We start from the raw sequence: 15879 nt of genomic DNA, 5'->3' as shown, positions 1-15879 counted from the left end.
CGCTCGCTATACCTAGGGGTTAAAATCCAGGATCCCAGTCAACTTCGATCCGTTGAGCAGTGCGATCAACTGACTTGATTACCTGCTCATCAAGAAACGGAATTAGCCGTTCCTTTTTACCAAAAGCATCTTTAAGGTTTGCTTTAACCACCAAAACATCATTTGAGCCAGTTTCTAACAGGTCTACGACCTCACCAAGGCCGTAGCCTTTCGTCGTGAAAACTTGCATTCCAAATAATTCACGCCAGTAGAATTCTTCTTCTGACAGTTCAGGCAGTACAGCAGCAGAAACGGCAATTTCAGCGTTAGTAAATGCCTGAGCATCTTCTCTAACATCCAAACCTTCCAGTTTACACACCAAACCTTTATGACGTTTCCAGCTTTCCACTGAAAACTCGACCCACTCACCTTTGACTTTAACCATCCAAGGTTTGTAATCGAAAATACTTTCGGAATTGTCTGTGAAGGAAATAACTTTCAGCCAACCACGAATGCCATAGGAAGCACCAAACTTACCTACAACAATAAGATCGTCTTGCTTATTCATTACGTCCTCACTTTTAACCGACACTAATTAAGCCGCTTTGTTTGCGTCTTTAACTAGCTTAGCTACACGATCAGATAGTGAAGCACCTTCGCCAACCCAGTGGTTAACGCGGTCTAGATCTAAACGAAGACCTTCTTCTTGACCTTGAGCTGTTGGGTTAAAGAAACCTACTTTCTCAATGTAGCGACCAGTTGCCTTGTAACGGCTGTCAGCTACAACGATTTGATAGAATGGACGCTTCTTAGCGCCGTGACGTGCCAAACGAATGGTTACCATATCGTCCTCTTTGCTTACTCAAATAAAATCGGCCCCGAAAAGTATTTTGCGGGGCCCGTGCCAAATTAAAGCCCCGGAATTTTACTCTTTCTCCGGGGCAATGCAACTTTTTTAGCTACTTTTTCACCACTATTTTTCTAGTGGCTTGAGATATCAGGGGTTAACGGCCGAAACCGCCCATGCCACCCATACCTCCCATGCCGCCCATCATGCCTTTCATGTTGCGCATCATGCCTTTCATTCCACCTTTTTGCATTTTCTTCATCATCTTCTGCATTTGAGTGAATTGCTTAAGTAACTTGTTCACATCTTGAACTTGGGTACCAGAACCCGCCGCGATGCGTTTTTTGCGTGAACCTTTAATTAGCTCTGGACGCTGACGCTCTTTCATGGTCATGGAGTTAATAATAGCTTCCATTTGCACAAACATTTTGTCATCAACCTGATCTTTCACATTTTCAGGAAGCTGAGACATACCAGGCAATTTATCCATCATGCCCATCATGCCACCCATGTTTTTCATCTGGCCAAGTTGTTCGCGGAAATCTTCCAGATCAAAGCCTTTTTTCTCTTTGAACTTTTTCGCTAACTTTTCGGCTTTATCTTTGTCTACGTTACGTTCTAAATCTTCGATTAAAGACAGAACATCACCCATACCTAAAATACGAGACGCAACACGATCAGGGTGGAAAGCTTCTAACGCGTCGGTTTTTTCACCCACACCTAAGAACTTAACTGGTTTACCTGTGATATGACGAACCGACAGCGCGGCACCGCCACGAGCATCACCATCGACCTTGGTTAAGATCACGCCCGTTAACGGCAGAGCATCACCAAAGGCTTTAGCTGTATTCGCCGCATCTTGACCTGTCATGGCATCAACCACAAACAGAGTTTCTACTGGCGTGATAGCAGCATGAAGATCTTTGATCTCTTCCATCATTTCTTCATCAACCGCTAAACGACCAGCGGTATCGACAAGAAGTACATCGAAGAATTTCAGTTTAGCGTGAGCGATGGCAGCATTAACGATATCAACTGGCTTTTGGTCTGCCGAAGATGGGAAGAAATCCACACCAACATCGTTTGCTAATGTTTCTAACTGTTTGATCGCTGCTGGGCGGTACACGTCCGCAGAAACAACCAAAACTTTCTTTTTATCACGCTCAGTTAATAACTTACCTAGTTTACCAACACTGGTAGTTTTACCAGCACCTTGTAAACCTGCCATCATGATCACAGCAGGAGGCTGACACGCTAAATCTAATGCTTCATTAGATTCACCCATCACAGCTTCTAGTTCAGATTGAACGATTTTGATGAACTCTTGGCCTGGCGTTAGGCTTTTAGATACCTCAACCCCTACCGCACGTTCTTTTACGCGCTTAACAAAATCTCGAACCACAGGTAAAGCAACGTCAGCTTCAAGCAACGCCATACGTACTTCACGTAAAGTGTCTTTAATATTGTCTTCAGTTAGTCGGCCGCGGCCACTAATGTTTTTTAAGGTACTGGATAGTCGATCCGTTAAATTTTCAAACATGATTCTTCGCCCATTAATGCGATATTTGCTGCGATTATAACGCAATCATAAAGTTAGTTTCAGTATCAATAGCATCTACCGATAGCGGCTGACCACTGAGCAAGGTATAATCGATGCTCTGACCGACAAATATTCAGTGATCTGCGATAAATATGGATATGTTAATAGCCCTTGTGGCCGCCTTATTTTATACCCTTGCTCTAGGCCTTGTGGTTCCAGGGCTTGCAAGCCAGAGTGGCATTAAATCCCGCTCTGTATTTGGCTGTGCCTGCGTGGCCTTAGTATTACATGCTTTATTACTCAAAGACCTTATTCTAGATGGAAGCGGACAAAATCTCAGCATTTTAAATGTTGCGTCACTCATAAGTTTTATTATTTCTCTCGTTATGAGTGCAGCGATGCTGAAAGTAAGAGTCTGGTTCCTGCTGCCTGTGATCTATAGCTTTGCCGCCATAAACTTAACGGCAGCAACCTTTTTACCCGGTGCTTTCATTACACACTTAGAAGCAAACCCCAAAGTATTGCTGCATATTTCGCTCGCATTATTTGCTTACTCAACCCTGACAATTGCAACGCTTTATGCTCTGCAACTCGCCTGGTTGGATCATAAACTGAAGAGCAAAAAATCTTTAGCGATTAACCCTAATCTACCTCCATTAATGATGGTAGAAAGGCAGCTTTTCAAGATCATTTTAGTTGGTACTTGCTTATTAACGGTTACTTTACTCACCGGGCTAGTGTTTGTCGATGACATGTTTGCCCAAGGTAAAGCCCACAAAGCAGTATTATCGTTCATCGCTTGGATTGTTTACAGTACACTCCTTTGGGGACATTATCGCGAAGGCTGGCGAGGCCGGAAAGTGCTTTGGTTTAGCATTAGTGGGGCTTCTTTACTCACACTGGCTTATTTCGGTAGCCGATTTGTCCGTGAAATCATTTTGATCAATTAGTGGTCAGCACTGTTAAATATTTATTTGACAGCAGTACCTATTTTAGTAATTACTTTATATTGCCATCCTACATAAAAGGAAAAAAATAGTTTGGACGACATATCCACTGGTGCTTTATTTACAATATTAGCAATGCTTATAATTGTTTCTGGTTACTTTTCAGGCTCAGAAACTGGAATGATGTCCCTTAATCGTTACCGCCTAAAGCACTTAGCCAATCAAGGGCATAAAGGCGCTAAACGTGTTGAACGCTTACTAAACCGCCCTGATCGCTTAATCGGATTGATCTTGATCGGTAACAACCTCGTCAATATTCTGGCATCAGCCATTGCTACTATCTTAGGTATGCGTCTATTCGGTGATTTGGGCGTCGCCATTGCAACGGGTGCCCTCACCTTAGTTGTACTGGTTTTCGCAGAAGTCACACCAAAAACCCTCGCTGCGCTTTACCCTGAACGAGTTGCTTATACCAGCAGTGTTTTACTTAATGTACTCATGAAACTGCTGTCACCTCTTGTATGGCTGGTAAATCTGATCACAAACGGTTTTTTACGCTTACTCGGTATTCGTGCCGATTCTGTGGGTGGTGATCATTTAAGTTCAGAGGAGCTTCGTACTGTCGTTCATGAGGCTGGCGGGCTAATCCCTCGTCGCCACCAAGATATGTTGATTTCAATTTTAGATTTAGAGCATGTCACCGTTGATGACATTATGGTGCCACGTAACGAAATCACAGGCATTGATATTAATGACGATTGGAAATCTATTGTACGCCAGCTAACTCACTCACCTCACGGCCGTATCGTGTTGTACCGCGATCAGATTGATGAGGTGGTCGGTATGCTTCGTCTGCGTGAATCTTACCGTTTAATGTTAGAGAAAAACGAATTCAATAAAGAAATTTTATTGCGCGCAGCAGATGAAGTGTATTTCATTCCAGAAGCCACACCGCTCAACATTCAACTATTAAAGTTTCAGCGCAATAAAGAGCGAATTGGCTTAGTGGTTGATGAATATGGTGATATTCAAGGTTTGATCACCCTTGAAGATATTTTAGAAGAAATTGTTGGTGAGTTTACAACCTCAATAGCACCTAGCTTATCGGATGAAATTATCCCGCAAGCGGACGGTAGTTTCTTAATTGAAGGCAGCACCAATATACGAGATATCAATAAAGGCCTGAAATGGAAACTTCCTACTGATGGCCCAAGAACACTAAATGGCCTGATCCTAGAACATTTAGAGCATATTCCGGAGAGCCAGCTAAGTATTCAGCTTGAAGATCATTTGATGGAAATCATCGAAATTACGGAAAACAAGATCAAACTTGTTAAGGTATACCCGATACCAGCGAAGAAAGCTTCTTAAGAAATTATCGCGTATACATCCTAATCTCACATACAGAAAAGAGCCTATCGAGGCTCTTTTTTATTACCTAAAAATCAACACAAAATACTGACAGTATTAACCTACTTTCAATTCTTGAAGCATCGACTCTGGCAGAGCCAGTTCATCATTTTGATTCACTGAAATGCCCATATCAACAATTGTTTGGGAAATAGCTTTCGCTTCCTCTAATGAGTGCATGCTATAAGTCCCACATTGATATTCATTCAACTCTGGGATCTTGTTTTGCGATTCTACTTTTAATACATCTTCCATCGCGGCTAACCACGCTGTAGCCACTTCTTGCTCTGATGGAGTCCCAATCAGGCTCATATAAAAGCCAGTACGACATCCCATCGGTGAAATATCAATGATTTCAACCGCAGAGCCATTAAGGTGTGAGCGCATGAAACCCGCATACAGATGCTCTAATGTGTGAATCCCTTTCTCGCTTAAGATATCTTTATTTGGAGCGCAAAAACGTAAATCAAACACAGTGATCGTATCACCTTTTGGTGTTTGCATCGTTTTGGCAACCCGCACTGCTGGCGCATTCATTCGAGTATGATCAACAGTGAAACTATCTAGTAAAGGCATTTTAATTCTCCATTGCCACGGGCACCCCCGCTTATTCTTTATGTGTATAGCTGGCTAAAACCACCAACTGCGATTCTCTTCCAATTCACTACGGCAGTGCTTTAATTGCCAACCATAGTCTTTCGCCTGCTGTTCGACTTTACGAGCAACACGCATGATTTGTGGCTTCTGTTGATAAGACTTACGCTTAAAACCGCCTCTGCCCTCATGGTAAGCCAAGTACTGATTATATGCATCCCATTTCGATACACCTAGTTGACTTTGAGTTTCGCTGGTATACCAACCAATAAATAACATAGCATCATCAAAACTGGTGCGCGACCCACCATTATTGGTCGCTTTTTGGTAATCTTCCCATGCAGGATCTTGTGCTTGGGAATAACCGTATGCACTACTGCTTCTACCCCAAGGAATAAAGCCAAGTAAGTAATCTTTCGGTGGACGAGCATCATGAACGAAACTGCTTTCCTGCTTAACAAATGCCATGGCAATTTGAATAGGGGTTCCCCACTCTTCTTCCATTGCGTGAGCATCACTGTACCATTGTGGCTTTTCTCGAAAGATCTGGCATAAATCATCTTGCTGTTTAGGGGGAGCCGTTGCACAGCCTGATAAAAGACTACCGCTAACAGCAAGCATTAAGATTTTATTAAAATCACGACATTTCATGGTAAATACATAAAATCCAGATAAAAAATAAGGCACTCAACGGTGCCTTATTTAAGTTAAGATAAATCTGCAAAATAATCTGCTAAAAAATCATCAAACGATACGGTATCTGAAGCCTCTATTTTTTTCTGAGTCTCTATAGAAGATGCCGCTTCTTGAGCCATTAGCTCATTCGAATACACTTTATATTGATGATCTAGCAGCTGCTTACGATATTTAGCGGCTAGCTCACACCCAACGGTACCAATTCCGCCCGCTTGCTTAGTGTCTTTTAATAATTGACCTGAAATAGTTAGCTCTGGATTATCTAAGCACTCATTTAAGCGCGCACAAGTTTGCTGATATTCATCGCCACCAGCAGCGGTATCCATGGCTTTAGCCACCTGTTCAAGTTCAGCAAAAACACGCTTACCCCATGCATTTTGAGTTAAGCGTTCTCCTTGGCAGCCAATTTGAAGCTCTAGACCCGGCTTACGACCTTCTGTAATGATCTTATTCCAATTATCACGCCAGCAAGCCAGTTCAGCATCATCCATTGGCGCAGAATCAGAGAGCACACTCCAAGTTAAAAATAAGTCTAAGAATCTCACTTGATCAGCAGTGATCCCTGTCGGGCTATATGGGTTCACATCCAGTGAACGAACTTCAATATATTCCACCCCGCCACGAGCCAGCGCTTCAGATGGTTTTTCGCCATTAAGAGCAACACGTTTTGGTCTAATTGGTGAATAAAGTTCATTCTCAATTTGCAGTACATTACTGTTCAACTGACGATATTCACCATCCACTTTGACTCCCAACGCATCAAATTCTGCTGATGGTGTTCGGATGGCTTTCTTCAGACCTAATAAGTATTCATCAAGATCATTAAAACCAATCTTTAAGCTGCTTTGTGCATTATTGGTGTAGCCCAGATCGCTTAAACGCAAAGATGTTGCGTAAGGCAAATATAATGTTTGATCAATATTTTCAAACGGCAGTTGAGTTTCACGACCTTGAAGGAAAGAGCTGCATAACGCTGGTGAGGCACCAAAGAAATAAGGAATTAACCAACCAAAACGATAGTAATTACGAACCAAACCAAAATAAGCATCAGACACTGAGTCCTGACGCTCTTGCTCTGATTGTTCACCAAATAATTGTTCCCAAAATTCATCTGAAAAAGAGAAGTTAAAATGCACACCAGAGATCACTTGCATCGCGCTACCGTAACGAGACTTCAGTCCTTCACGATAGAGGGTTTTCATTTTGCCCGAGTTCGATGAACCATACTGAGCCAATACAATGCTTTCTTCATTATTCACAAAACATGGCATCGACAAAGGCCACAGCTTCTCATCACCCATCTGAGTAAAGGTATAGTGATGAATATCTGTGAGCTGATCCAGTAACGTATCCACATCACGCGACACCGGAGTAATGAACTCCAATAAAGACTCAGCAAAGTCGGTGGTGATCCACTTATTGGTTAACGCTGAGCCAAGGCCTGCTGGATGTGGTTGTTCAGATAACTGACCATCAGGCGTGAAACGCAGCGCTTCTCTCTCTAATCCACGTCCAATCTGAGTGAAGGCATCAGGGTTATTCGCAACCTGCTGTAGCCGTTGGGCAAAATCTGTCAAAACTGTACTCATTTCTTTGGGTGTAATCGAGCTAGCATAATAATTATTAGCCCTGATTACTATTAAAAAAATAGCAAAAAAGCTGGCGAACCAGCTTTTTCATTTGTATTACTGTTGAACTTGTAAAGCTTCTATTGGTAAGCCTAATTGCTCAAGTTCAGGCCGTAACTTCGCCGCATCTCCTACTACAACAATTTGATACTGGCTTGGGTTAAACCATTTAGCAGCAAGCTTATTAAGCTCTGCTTGTGAAATCGTCGCAGCAATATCATTACGCTGTTCAATAAAGTCATTATCTAATGAATAGGTTAGCATTTTGGCAAGCAAACTCGCTTTTTTGCCCGGAGTTTCATAACTCAGAGCATCTTTCTGGCCAACAGCCAAGCGCATAAAGTCTAACTCTTTTTCAGTGATCCCTTCTGTTGAGTAGCTCTCTAATTCAGATAAAAACTCTTTAATAGAAGCCGTCGTGGCATTGGCTCTTACCTGTGCATAGAAAGCAATCATCCCGACTTCTTTTGTCCCCAGTAAATAACCGCCGGCACCGTAGGTATAACCTTTATCTTCTCGAAGGTTTAAATTAATACGACTGTTAAAATTACCCGCTAAGTTAAAGTTTGCTAACTGAGTTTTGTATAACTCTCCCGTTGCATCATAATCGAGCCCCTGTCGGATCAAACGAACCACACTTTGCGGTGCATTTGGCTTATCCACTAAATAGATAGATTGCTTATCCAATTCTGGAAGCAGCTGAGGCGACAACATTTTCGGTTCAGGACCTGTCCACTCAGACAATGGCTTTAGCTTTTTCACCAATTGCTTTTGGCTGATATCACCCACCGCAATAAGATCCGCCCCTTTTGGCGTGTAATGCTCACGATAGAACGCCTTCACATCATCCAATGTTAACGACTCTAACGATGTAGTTGTTCCATCACTGGCACGGCTGAATAAGCTTCCATCAAACAAAACTTGACGGGTCGCTTGAGACGCTAACCAAGACGGTTTTTGATGCTCATAGATCACGCCTTCCAGAGCCTGTTTTTTCAAACGATCAAAGTCACTTTGATTAAACGCTGGCTGGAACAAAATTTCTTTTGCAATCGCTAAAGTTGCATCGATATTTTTCGTTAACGACGTCACTGATACGTTCGTGGTATAGCCACCAGCACTGACACGAACGGTACTCCCTAAAGTGTCGAGAGCTTGTTGAATCTCTTCGGCACTGCGTGAAGTCGTACCTTCTTTCAGCATCGCTGCAGTTAAGCCTGCTAAACCTTCTTTACCCGGTTCAACATAACGATTACCCGCAGGAAGTAGCAGTTGCAATTCAATGGTTGGGGTTTCTGTCGCAACGGTTCCTAGCACATTGATTCCACTATCAAGGGTGGTTTGATAGATTTCAGGCATCGTCGCTTCCACTGGCGCAGAGGGTAATGGCATAACGGAACGATCAAAGGTATCTAGCGCTTTACGGACAACCAGTTGTTCCTCACTGATCTTCTGGTAATCTGGTAACTGACGTGGTGGTGGCGTAAAGTTCTCAGGATAAGCTGCAAGCTCAGTTTGCCCTTTTGGTACCACACTCAGAGCCACTTTATTATGACCATTCAAAAACGTTTTGTACGCTTTCATAATGTCTGATGCAGTCACATTGCGCAGCTGCTCAAGCTCTTTACCTAACCGATTTGGGTTGCCATAAAAGGTTTCATACGACGCCAACTGAGAGACCTTGCCCTTCACGCTTTGCAAACCAAAGATGGCGCTGGCCTCAGCGATACCCTGGATTTCCTCTAATTCACGTTGAGTAACGCCTTTTTGCTCAAATTGGTCCAACACTTCCATCACTTGCTGATAGACAGGTTGTAAATCACCATTCTCACCAGATTCTGCCATGGCATACACATACAAGGTACATGCAATCTCACCACAGTCATGGAAAGCTCCAGCATCCACAACTTTGCCTGTTTTCACTAGCTTGTTATATAGCAGACTTGTTTTTCCGCCACCAATTAACTTCGCTAACATATCCAAGCTAGCTTCGTCTTTCTCACCAAGATATGTGGTTGGAAACGCCATCATTAGCATTGGCTGACGAATATTATCTTCCAATGTCAGGTAACGGTTATCATCTAACGTCACGGGCTGCTTTGGTGCATCAACAACTTCAGGACCACGAGGGATCGAGCCAAAGTATTTATTTACCCACTCTAACGTCTGCTTAGTATCGATATCACCACCAATGGTGATCACCGCATTATTTGGGCCATACCAACGTAAGAAGAAAGCTTTCAAATCATTAACATCAACACGATCTAAATCTTCTACATAGCCGATCGTTTGCCAAGAATATGGATGATCTTGAGGATAAAGCGCCTCACCAATACGCTCATACACTAAACCGTAAGGGCGATTATCATAACGCTGTGCTCGCTCATTTTTCACGGTACTGCGCTGGATCTCAAATTTCTTTTGTGAAACCGCATCTAATAGGAAGCCCATTCGATCCGACTCAAGCCACAGCATTTTTTCTAACTGGTTTGCTGGTACCGTTTCAAAATAATTGGTTCGGTCTCGGTTCGTTGTGCCATTAAGACTACCACCCGCTTCCGTAACCAAACGAAAATGCTCCTGATCACCAACGTTCTCAGAGCCTTGGAACATCATATGTTCAAAAAAGTGAGCAAAACCAGACTTACCAATTTCTTCACGAGCAGAGCCAACATGATAAGTCACATCCACGTGCACCAGCGGATCCGATTTATCAGGACTTAAAATGACAGTCAGGCCATTATCGAGTTGATACTTTGAGTATGGAATAACTAACTTGCCAGATTCAGGGGCAACATAGTCAACAAGAGTAATTCCTTCCGGAACCGAAGACAGATCAGACGGTAAGCTAGAGCACCCCGCCAAAGTAACAACAAATGTACCTACCAGCCACTTTTTCATTGGCTCTCCTTTATATAATACCATGTACGATCAGCGCCAATATTGAGTATCGAGCTGCTTTTCCAATCATAATAACAAACAAACTTGGCCAAAAACGCATACGTAGCCAACCCGCTGCTAAACACAGAGGCTCACCAATTATTGGTAACCAGCTTAGCAACAATGCCCAATAGCCATGTCGCTTTAACCAACGTAGAGCTTTATGACCATGTTTTTGGTTGGAAGTTTTATCCGGAAGCAATAAACCTAACCAATAGTTAGTCATTCCCCCCAACGTATTTCCTAAAGTCGCAATGGCAATGATTAACCAAGTGCTGTGCTCATCAAGATGTAATGTGGCAACTAATGAAGCCTCAGAGCCTCCCGGTAGTAATGTTGCACTTAAAAAACCCGTTGAAAATAATATCCACAATGCAGAATCTGCATTAAAAAATGACAACATCTAATTTTCACACTTATCTAAAATAACAAGGACAACTACTTCATCTCTAAAATGATTTTTCCACGCGTATGCCCAGTCGCCACTTTCTCGTGTGCATTCGCAACTTGCGCCATAGGGATCACATCAGCAATCTCTGTTTTTAACAAACCAACACTCACCATGTACAGCATGGCATCAAGTTGATCAGGGGCCGGTTCCACAAGCATACCACTTGCTTTAAACCCTAATGCCGTGGCTTTTTCACAGACCATTTGTGCTGTATTGGTTGGCACCGAAACAACTCGGGCATCGTCCGCTAAACATTTCAGCGCATCAAGTGCCGCCTCTCCACCTACCAAATCAATCAAAACATCCACATCAGATAAACGCTCAGACACAGGCGAGAACTGATAGTTAATCGCATGAGCCCCTAAGGTAGCCATATAATCTAAATTCTTTTCACTGCACGTGGTAAACACCTCAGTCTGTGCTGCCACCGCAATTTGTACCGCTAAATGCCCGACACCACCGGCACCGGCCAAAATAAGCACACGCTCGCCCGATTTTACCTGGGCTTTATCTAATGCTTGCACTGCCGTTTGGCCAGCCAAAGGCAACACCGCCGCCGCTTCTAAAATAACCGCATCGGGCACTGCACTTAATGCATTTTCATCAACCACTACGTACTGACTATACCCACCACCTTGTAGCGGAAAACCAATGAAACCAGCCACATTTTGGCCCGCCATAAATCGTTCAGCCTTGTCACCGCAAGCCACAACAGTGCCTGCAATGTCATAACCAGGGGTCCAAGGTAAATTATCTTTATTTTTTTCCGCAGCCCAACCGAGCCCAGCCCGAGTTTTCACATCTATCGGGTTAACACCAGCAAAAGCAACTTTAACGACAACTTGGCCATTTTCTGGAACCGGAATAGAAGAGGTATGAATATCAAGAACGGAGGGATCACCAAACTCGGTAATAACAATGTGTTTATTTTCAGACATAACAGACCTTACAGTGTTAGTGCCACATAGCAGGGCAGATGATGTAACTTAATAAGATACAAAAAGGGATGCCAACAGCACCCCTTTCTATTTAACAAATTTGTGGTTTAGTTAACAGCAATTAAGAAATTAACCACCCACGAGCGCAAGTAAGATACCAGCAGCAACCGCAGAGCCTAATACACCTGCGACATTTGGCCCCATTGCGTGCATTAATAAAAAGTTCTGTGGGTTTGCTTCTAAACCGACTTTATTCACAACACGTGCCGCCATTGGTACCGCAGAAACACCTGCTGCCCCCAATAGTGGGTTAATGTCTTCTTTCGAGTACTTATTCAATATTTTTGCCATGATGACACCAGCACCAGTACCAATACTGAATGCCACTGCACCTAACGCTAAAATACCCAATGTTTCTACGTTTAAGAAGTGCTCTGCTTGCAGCCTTGAACCAACCCCTAAACCTAAGAAGATAGTAACGACATTAATCAACTCATTCTGAGCCGTTTGTGATAAGCGATCAACCACCCCACTTTCACGCATTAAATTACCCAAACAGAACATACCAACAAGCGGAGTTGCGGATGGTAAGAACAAAATGGTCATGACAAGTACAGCCAGCGGGAACAGCACTTTTTCAGTTTTACTCACATGGCGCAACTGTGCCATTTGAATCTTACGCTCTTCCGGTGAAGTTAACGCTTTCATGATTGGTGGCTGAATAATTGGCACTAATGCCATATAGCTGTAAGCAGCCACAGCAATCGCTCCTAATAAGTCAGGCGATAACTGACTCGATAAGAAAATGGCTGTCGGGCCATCAGCACCACCAATAATCGCAATGGAAGAAGCATCCGCAAGGTTAAACTCCATCCCTGGGATCATGTTTAATAAAATTGCCCCAAATAAGGTTGCAAAAATACCAAACTGAGCCGCAGCACCTAGCCATAATGTCTTTGGGTTCGCGATCAAAGCACCAAAGTCTGTCATTGCCCCTACACCTAAGAAAATCAACAGTGGGAAAATCCCCGTTTCAATTCCGATGTAGTACACATAATAGAGCAACCCACCAGGGTCGGTGAAACCAGCATTAGGAATGTTCGCAAGAATGGCACCAAAACCAATAGGTAACAGCAACAGTGGCTCAAAACCTTTACGAATAGCCAGAAACAGTAGCGTACAACCAACTGCAATCATAATGAGTTGAGTAAACTCAAAGTTTGCGATCCCGGTTTCAGACCACAATGTTAATAAAGCATCCATGCACTTACCCTTACCCTAAACTGACGAGTGGAGACCCCACTGCAACAGCATCACCTTCTTTCACATGCAGTTCTTGTACTACACCACCACGTGCAGCACGCACTTCCGTTTCCATCTTCATCGCTTCTAAGATCAGAATAACGTCGCCTTCAGACACCTGAGCACCAGCTTGAACATTCACTTTAAAAATGTTGCCAGCCAAAGGAGCAGGAACCGCTTCAGACACAGACGGAGCAACCGCAGCAGGCGCTGTTGCTGCCGATGTCGAAGGAGCGACGGCTGACACTTGCCCTTGAGGGCCCACTTCGACGTCATAAACTTGGCCGTCAACTTTCACACTGTAAGTTTCAATGCCACCTTGGGCTTGAGCTGGTGCTGCCACAGGCGCAACTTCTGGCTCAGTACCCGGTGCGGGTTCAAACGCCTCTGGGTTATTACGATTTTTAAGAAATTTAAGACCGACCTGAGGGAACAAGGCGTAGGTCAGTACGTCATCGATGTGCTCATCGGCTAAGGTAATACTGTCTTCTTTTGCTTTGCTGACAAGCTCATTACTTAACACATCAAGCTCCGAAGTCAGTAGATCAGCAGGGCGGCAAGTAATGGCTTCAGCGCCATCCAACACTTTTGCTTGCAGCTCTGCATTGACTTTCGCAGGTGTTGCACCGTATTCCCCTTTTAAGACCCCTGCCGTCTCTTTCGTAATGCTCTTATAACGCTCACCCGTTAAAACATTAATAACCGACTGAGTACCCACAATTTGAGACGTTGGTGTCACCAATGGAATATGACCTAAATCTTCACGAACGCGAGGGATCTCAGCCAGCACTTCATCCATTCGATCCGCTGCACCCTGCTCTTTTAACTGCGCTTCCATGTTCGTTAGCATGCCGCCAGGAACTTGAGCAATCAAAATACGTGAATCAACCCCTTTCATCTGACCTTCAAATTTCGCGTATTTTTTACGAACTTCACGGAAATAAGCGGCAATCGGCTCAAGCTGATCCAGTTTCAAGTTAGTATCGCGCTCAGTCCCTTCTAACATCGCAACCACAGTTTCAGTTGGAGTATGGCCATAAGTTTGGCTCATTGAAGAGATCGCGGTATCCAGAATATCAATTCCAGCTTCAACGGCCTTTACTGCTGTCGCTGTCGAAAGTCCTGTTGTGGCATGAGAATGTAAAGCGAGCGGCACATCACAAGAAGATTTAATACGAGTGATCAGCTCTTCTGCTTCGTACGGCTTAAGTAGACCAGACATGTCTTTAATGCAAATGGAGTGGCAACCTAAATCTTCCAATCGTTTAGCAAGATCAACCCAAGAATCCGTATTGTGAACCGGACTGGTTGTGTATGAGATGGTCCCTTGAGCATGAGCCCCAACATCAATCGTTGCTTTCACGGCTTTTTCAAAATTACGCACATCGTTCATGGCATCAAAAATCCGGAAAACATCCATGCCATTTTTATGTGCACGCTCTACAAATTTTTCGACGACATCATCAGCATAGTGGCGGTAACCAAGCAAGTTCTGCCCACGCAGTAACATTTGCATTGGTGTATTCGGCATGGCTTTTTTCAGCTCACGTAAACGCTCCCACGGATCTTCCCCTAAAAAACGAATACAGGCATCAAACGTTGCCCCACCCCAAGTTTCTAAAGACCAGTATCCGACTTTGTCTAGCTCAGCGGCGATAGGTAGCATATCTTCGATACGCATGCGTGTTGCAAATAATGATTGGTGTGCATCACGTAATACTACATCCGTGATGGAAAGTGGCTTGGACATGCTCACAAACTCCTTGTAATTTTTATCCTAAAGAACAGATCAACTGTTTGATTGACGGTACTTATGAACAGCAACAGAGATCGCTGCGGCAACCTCAGGTTTCACAATTGAACTTGTTGGTTTGATTTTTTGAGTTGCTACTTGTGATTGAGGAGGTTGTTCCTCAGCTACAAGCTTTGACATTAATCGAACTAAAAAGACTAGGATGGTAAGGAATATGAACACCACGGTCATTCCTGTCACCATGAGTGTTGCAGCTTCCCACAACTGGCTTCCTAAATCTGTCATCGTTGCTTCCTTTCTTTTTTGTGACAGTTGGGTTAAGGATTATCACGACATGTAAAAATTTGTCAATTTTGTTTAATCCTTAAGAAGGACAAACAGATATTCATTATTAAAAAGACCAATTTGAACAATAAAACCCTTAATATGGGTACAATCCTACCCATTTCGTCTATCAGCAACTAGAAAAAGAGACAAAAAACAACCAAAAGAGCGGCATATATTAAATAAACTAGAAAAAAACCATGAAAAACAACACAAATGTAAATTTATGGTTAACGGTATGATTATTTACAGTTAACAAAAAAGAAGGAAGGGATAAATAATAGATTAGGACAGAAATATTACTCCCCGACTACTGTCGTTACAACTTGGAGCGAGTGAGGAGAGAGGGTTGTATTAATCACCCTAAATGGCTCAAAGGCGATTTGATTTCAGACATAAAAAAACCTGATACTAAGATCAGGTTTAAAATAATGGCGCGCTCGGAAGGATTCGAACCTTCGACCGCCTGGTTCGTAGCCAGGTACTCTATCCAGCTGAGCTACGAGCGCGCAATAATTCTTTTTGTCTGT

Annotated in this window: 14 protein-coding genes and 1 tRNA gene; 2 read left to right on the top strand and 13 right to left on the bottom strand. The window is 43.3% G+C overall.

What is annotated here, in order from left to right; genetic code table 11:
- Positions 1–19: 19 nt before the first annotated feature.
- The 3 genes from rimM to ffh form a co-directional block, all read right to left on the bottom strand.
- Positions 20–571: a ribosome maturation factor RimM gene (gene rimM, locus MHO82_RS23510; protein WP_239188616.1), complete on the bottom strand. Its 552-nt coding sequence runs from the start codon at positions 569–571 to the stop codon at positions 20–22.
- A gap of 3 nt (positions 572–574) precedes the next feature.
- Positions 575–823 (bottom strand): 30S ribosomal protein S16, encoded by a 249-nt coding sequence (gene rpsP, locus MHO82_RS23505; protein ID WP_239188615.1) that lies wholly within the window; start codon positions 821–823, stop codon positions 575–577.
- Between the two features lie 160 nt (positions 824–983).
- Positions 984–2366, bottom strand: a complete 1383-nt coding sequence (ffh, locus tag MHO82_RS23500; protein WP_239188613.1) for a signal recognition particle protein — start codon at positions 2364–2366, stop codon at positions 984–986.
- A 152-nt stretch (positions 2367–2518) separates the two neighbouring features.
- Here ffh and MHO82_RS23495 point away from each other — a divergent pair, with 152 nt between their 5' ends.
- Both MHO82_RS23495 and MHO82_RS23490 read left to right on the top strand, forming a co-directional pair.
- Positions 2519–3316 carry an inner membrane protein YpjD gene (locus MHO82_RS23495; protein ID WP_239188611.1) on the top strand — a complete coding sequence of 266 codons (798 nt, stop codon included), beginning with the start codon at positions 2519–2521 and terminating at the stop codon, positions 3314–3316.
- 90 nt (positions 3317–3406) lie between these two features.
- Positions 3407–4684 carry a CNNM domain-containing protein gene (locus MHO82_RS23490; protein WP_239188609.1) on the top strand — a complete coding sequence of 426 codons (1278 nt, stop codon included), beginning with the start codon at positions 3407–3409 and terminating at the stop codon, positions 4682–4684.
- A 96-nt stretch (positions 4685–4780) separates the two neighbouring features.
- Here MHO82_RS23490 and luxS read toward each other — a convergent pair whose 3' ends face one another.
- From luxS to MHO82_RS23440, 10 genes are all read right to left on the bottom strand, one after another.
- Positions 4781–5299: an S-ribosylhomocysteine lyase gene (luxS, locus tag MHO82_RS23485; protein WP_239188607.1), complete on the bottom strand. Its 519-nt coding sequence runs from the start codon at positions 5297–5299 to the stop codon at positions 4781–4783.
- A gap of 54 nt (positions 5300–5353) precedes the next feature.
- Positions 5354–5968: a hypothetical protein gene (locus tag MHO82_RS23480; protein WP_239188605.1), complete on the bottom strand. Its 615-nt coding sequence runs from the start codon at positions 5966–5968 to the stop codon at positions 5354–5356.
- A gap of 56 nt (positions 5969–6024) precedes the next feature.
- Entirely contained in the window at positions 6025–7590 is a 1566-nt protein-coding gene (gene gshA, locus MHO82_RS23475; RefSeq protein ID WP_239188603.1) for a glutamate--cysteine ligase, read from the bottom strand.
- A 108-nt stretch (positions 7591–7698) separates the two neighbouring features.
- Positions 7699–10542, bottom strand: coding sequence for a pitrilysin family protein (locus tag MHO82_RS23470; RefSeq protein ID WP_239188601.1), 2844 nt, complete (start codon positions 10540–10542; stop codon positions 7699–7701).
- Between the two features lie 10 nt (positions 10543–10552).
- Positions 10553–10984, bottom strand: coding sequence for a YqaA family protein (locus tag MHO82_RS23465; protein ID WP_239188599.1), 432 nt, complete (start codon positions 10982–10984; stop codon positions 10553–10555).
- Positions 10985–11019: 35 nt separating this feature from the next.
- Complete coding sequence (locus MHO82_RS23460; protein WP_239188596.1) at positions 11020–11970, bottom strand: NADP-dependent oxidoreductase; 951 nt, start codon at positions 11968–11970, stop codon at positions 11020–11022.
- 129 nt (positions 11971–12099) lie between these two features.
- A complete protein-coding gene (locus MHO82_RS23455; RefSeq protein ID WP_239188593.1) occupies positions 12100–13233 on the bottom strand; it encodes a sodium ion-translocating decarboxylase subunit beta in 1134 nt (377 codons plus the stop codon).
- A gap of 10 nt (positions 13234–13243) precedes the next feature.
- Complete coding sequence (oadA, locus tag MHO82_RS23450) at positions 13244–15022, bottom strand: sodium-extruding oxaloacetate decarboxylase subunit alpha (protein WP_239188591.1); 1779 nt, start codon at positions 15020–15022, stop codon at positions 13244–13246.
- Between the two features lie 39 nt (positions 15023–15061).
- Positions 15062–15310, bottom strand: coding sequence for an oxaloacetate decarboxylase subunit gamma (locus tag MHO82_RS23445; protein WP_239188589.1), 249 nt, complete (start codon positions 15308–15310; stop codon positions 15062–15064).
- A 471-nt stretch (positions 15311–15781) separates the two neighbouring features.
- A tRNA-Arg gene (locus tag MHO82_RS23440) sits at positions 15782–15858 on the bottom strand.
- Positions 15859–15879 lie beyond the last annotated feature (21 nt).

This window comes from Vibrio sp. Of7-15 (assembly GCF_022347565.1).
In the GTDB taxonomy this organism is placed as follows: Bacteria; Pseudomonadota; Gammaproteobacteria; order Enterobacterales; family Vibrionaceae; genus NORP241.
This window is presented reverse-complemented; position numbering and strand designations above follow the sequence as displayed.

Excerpts from the sequence above, each read along its gene's own strand:
- rpsP (WP_239188615.1), bottom strand. The coding sequence starts at position 823 with ATGGTAACCATTCGTTTGGCACGTCACGGCGCTAAGAAGCGTCCATTC.
- ffh (WP_239188613.1), bottom strand. The coding sequence starts at position 2,366 with ATGTTTGAAAATTTAACGGATCGACTATCCAGTACCTTAAAAAACATT.
- MHO82_RS23495 (WP_239188611.1), top strand. The coding sequence starts at position 2,519 with ATGGATATGTTAATAGCCCTTGTGGCCGCCTTATTTTATACCCTTGCT.
- luxS (WP_239188607.1), bottom strand. The coding sequence starts at position 5,299 with ATGCCTTTACTAGATAGTTTCACTGTTGATCATACTCGAATGAATGCG.
- MHO82_RS23480 (WP_239188605.1), bottom strand. The coding sequence starts at position 5,968 with ATGAAATGTCGTGATTTTAATAAAATCTTAATGCTTGCTGTTAGCGGT.
- MHO82_RS23470 (WP_239188601.1), bottom strand. The coding sequence starts at position 10,542 with ATGAAAAAGTGGCTGGTAGGTACATTTGTTGTTACTTTGGCGGGGTGC.
- MHO82_RS23465 (WP_239188599.1), bottom strand. The coding sequence starts at position 10,984 with ATGTTGTCATTTTTTAATGCAGATTCTGCATTGTGGATATTATTTTCA.
- MHO82_RS23460 (WP_239188596.1), bottom strand. The coding sequence starts at position 11,970 with ATGTCTGAAAATAAACACATTGTTATTACCGAGTTTGGTGATCCCTCC.
- MHO82_RS23455 (WP_239188593.1), bottom strand. The coding sequence starts at position 13,233 with ATGGATGCTTTATTAACATTGTGGTCTGAAACCGGGATCGCAAACTTT.
- oadA (WP_239188591.1), bottom strand. The coding sequence starts at position 15,022 with ATGTCCAAGCCACTTTCCATCACGGATGTAGTATTACGTGATGCACAC.
- MHO82_RS23445 (WP_239188589.1), bottom strand. The coding sequence starts at position 15,310 with ATGACAGATTTAGGAAGCCAGTTGTGGGAAGCTGCAACACTCATGGTG.